Here is a 3,629-nt window from a genome sequence, read left to right on the forward strand (position 1 = left end):
GTGGCTCCAAATGCCTTGAAAGGCAAGCCTCATATTTTCAAACATCGTTTCACTCCCTCTTTACTGCCACAGCTCGGAAGTATCCGCCTGCTGTGTCGCGGCACCTTCCTTGACATTCTTTCCATACGGAAATGCAACCCAGTCATCTCCCGTCAAACCACTTTTGATTTGCGTATAATAGCCATCCAACGATTTTCCTATGGTCACTTGACGTTTTTCCAGTTTTCCGTCTTCGCCCTGTACGTAAACATAATTTTTACCGTTTTCTTTTAAGATAAAGCCGGATTCCAAATACAAATCGCTCTGTTCCTCGGTGGTTTGCAATGTCACACTCACTGAACTTTGATCGGTCAAATTTCCGCCGCTGTCATCCAGCTGAATATATACCGGATAATAGGAAGAATTGGTATTTCCCATATATCCCTGTTCATCGTCTGGATACGTTCCGATATTGGTGACCTTACCCGTATAACTCTCGCCAGTCATCCAGTCTTGTACCGTTGCGGGTTGACCAACTTTGACTTCCTGCAACGTAAATTCATTGACAGAGATCTTTACCAAATATCCGCCGCCACCGCTGATTTTCATAAAAGCCTTGCTTTTATTGCTCGGATCGCCGACATACGTGACCGTTCCATCCAGCTCACTGTATACGGTGTTGTTCTGTTCTTCCTTTTGCTTCTTTGCATACTGCAATTTTGCCTGCCGCAGCTGCAAATCCAAGTCACGAACCGATTCCTTCTGTTCGTTGACCATCTGTTCAATTTCCTGCTTCGTGTATGTTGTCTCGCCGTTGTCATCTTCTGGGATGTTCTCAGACGATGCAGATGGCGTATCCGTTGTTCCGCCCTGCTGTTGTTGAGATGATGTCTTGGCATCATTTTTGCCCTTGACCGCTGCATTGTCATCGCTATCATCGAATGATTTTACCGATTCAGCGTCACCGCCCAATAAAACCACCTTTGCTGTCACAGAAGAAGCACTGGTATTGGTCGCCTTATTGTCAGACTCTTTATCCTCGGAATCACTCGATTCAACCGGGTCAATCTGCGTAATCTGTTCTTTTATCGGCTCGCCCGGACGATATTTTTGTACGATTTTCAAGTTGTTTTTCGCCGTCTTCAGCTGCAATTCCAGTTTTTTGATGTCCAGCTGCGCACGCCGCATGTCCAAATCAGACAGTGTGGTATCATAGGAAAACAGCTTGTCGCCTTTTTTGACCTGCTGCCCCTCTTTGACTGCAACTTCTCCGACCGTCTGCGATTCGGATACCATAATGGTCTGCACGCCATCTGCCTGTATGGTGCCATCATACTGTGCTCCGCCCCAATCTGTTTCACTCGTCGAAATGCTGCCATCAGAAGCGGAATACACGGCAACCGTTCCATGGAAGTGGTCTTGATACACACGGAAGCAGCCAAATCCAACCGCTCCCGCCAATACGGCGACGCCTACAAGTATTTTTGCTTTTTTCGGAATTTTTTTCACCGCACTGGAACCTCCCCATCTGTAAACAGTTCGCCATCATAAATCTGATAGCATTTATCCGCTTCTCGTGCCACTTCGATGGCGTGCGTAATCGTAATAATGGTAATGCCTTCTTGATTGAGCTGACGAAACAGCTGCATAATGTTTTTTCCCGACTGACTATCCAAGGCACCTGTCGGTTCATCTGCCAGCAGCAGCTTTGGATTTCCGACAATTGCGCGGGCAATCGCCGCGCGCTGGCACTGACCGCCGGACATCTGATTGGGATAAAATTCCATGCGGTCACCCAATCCGACCTTTTCCAGCATCTCCGCAGCGCGTTCTCTGCGCTCCTTTTTGCGCACACCGCGATATAACAGCGGCAGCGCAACATTATCCAAAGCAGTCAGCTCCGGCAGCAAATCCGCGTGCTGAAAGACAAAGCCCAACGTTTTATTCCGGATCTCTGCCATGCGATTTTCTGACAGACCGGCAATTTCTTCGCCATCCAGTGTAAATGTGCCGGAAGTCGGTGTATCCAAGCAGCCAATGATATTCATCAAGGTGGTTTTTCCCGAACCTGACGGTCCCATAATGGCAATGTACTCGCCTTGTTCTACGGAAAACGTCACATGTTTGAGCACGGGCACGATCAATTTACCGCGCGCGTAATCTTTAAAAATATCGCGGCACGCAATGATTTGGCTCATTATGACGCTCCTTCCTCTACCGACATGGCAGCAGAACCTACATCGCCGGACGTATCTTCGGAAGAGTCATCAGCTTGAGAAACCGTCGTCTTTTCCCCTTCCTTGCAGTCATCCGTTGGGAAAGCCAGATAATCATCCAAGGTCAGACCATCGGTAATTTCATACGTGTTAGCTTCCTCATTGTGTCTGCCAATCGTGACCGTTCGCTTTTCCAGTACGCCGTTTGTATTTGCCAGCCAAACATATGCCGTATCTCCATCGCGAACGACATAATCTGCATTGAGCCAAATTCCCTTATCTGTCTCCTGTTTTCCCACCGTAATGTACACGTGCTGGCCGATCATCATGCCGTCCTGCGTGTCCGGCACGACATAAAATGTATATTTAGACGCTGTATTATCTGTATTTTGGTCGCTATTCATCGAATTTTCATCAGAGTCAGCCACTGCACCGTTGGTATCCACTTGCGAAATCGTGCCCGTCCATGTCTTGTTGTCATCAATGCGCGAATGAATGGTGACCTCTGCGTCCTGTTCCAGCTCGCCGACTTCCAGCTCACTCACTTGACCTTTGATTTTATACGCGCCGGTCTGCAAAATCGTCATAAAAGCACCGCTGTTATCCGACGAATTGTCGGAAGAAATCGACTGTACCACGCCATCTGCTTCTGCGACAACATCCGCATTTTGCAGATCTTTTTGCAGATCATCCAGTTCTTTCTGTTTTTTCTTTAAATTATATTGCTCAGAGGACAAATCCAGTTGTGCTTCCTGAATTTGCAGATTGTAGCTGAGCTGTTCTGATTTTCCCGCTGCTTTTTTATCTTTTTTCAGCTGGGCAATCTGCTGCTGATACGATGAGATCTTATTCTGAATCGATTCAACCTCTAGTTTGGCAGAATCCACGGAAATTTGCAGAGAATCCTTGTTGTACGTAAACAAAACCTGTCCCTTTTTGACGCTGTCTCCCTGCTGTACCTTGATCTCGTCAATGGTCTTGTCATCATCTTTTTCGATTTTCTGCGACTTGCTAGACTCAACAGTGCCCGAAAACTGTGTTGCTGTCGTGTCATATCCCAGAATGTCCCCTACACTCTGCACATATACAGTCTGATTGGTTGTTCCGCTTCCACAGCCGCTCAACAGCAATAACGATGCCACCAAGCAGCCTCCCAACAGGTGTTTTTTCATGATGTCCTTCCTTTCTGTTTACTCTCTCGCAACGGAAAATACCAGCTGGATGCAATACCGTTCTTTGGTCTTTCGCACTTGACAGAGTCCCTGCATTTTTTCCATCATCAGGCAAATATTTCGCACGCCAACCTGCGTGCTTTCTAAATTATCTCCCTGTAATAGAATCTTGTTTTCAAATCGAATCACAAGCTGTTTTGCGCTTCCAGAGATTGTCAGCAAAATCGGCTCGCTCGGATCTGCATATTTTAAAATATTAGAA

3 protein-coding genes and 1 pseudogene are annotated in these 3,629 nt (G+C 46.9%); all 4 read right to left on the minus strand.

The features are described from left to right. Positions 1-60: 60 nt before the first annotated feature. Positions 61-1,488, minus strand: a complete 1,428-nt coding sequence (locus ACR0P9_RS09150; protein WP_432619421.1) for an efflux RND transporter periplasmic adaptor subunit — start codon at positions 1,486-1,488, stop codon at positions 61-63. Then, complete coding sequence (locus ACR0P9_RS09155) at positions 1,485-2,177, minus strand: ABC transporter ATP-binding protein (RefSeq protein ID WP_432619423.1); 693 nt, start codon at positions 2,175-2,177, stop codon at positions 1,485-1,487. The genes ACR0P9_RS09150 and ACR0P9_RS09155 overlap by 4 nt, the downstream gene beginning before the upstream one ends. Then, positions 2,177-3,367 carry an efflux RND transporter periplasmic adaptor subunit gene (locus tag ACR0P9_RS09160; protein WP_432619425.1) on the minus strand — a complete coding sequence of 397 codons (1,191 nt, stop codon included), beginning with the start codon at positions 3,365-3,367 and terminating at the stop codon, positions 2,177-2,179. Before ACR0P9_RS09160 ends, ACR0P9_RS09155 begins: the two co-directional genes overlap by 1 nt. Positions 3,368-3,385: 18 nt before the next feature. After that, positions 3,386-3,629: pseudogene (locus ACR0P9_RS09165) on the minus strand (hypothetical protein); the annotation flags it as partial.

The sequence above is a fragment of the Butyricicoccus sp. genome (genome assembly GCF_050872565.1).
Lineage (GTDB): Bacteria > Bacillota > Clostridia > Oscillospirales > Butyricicoccaceae > Butyricicoccus_A.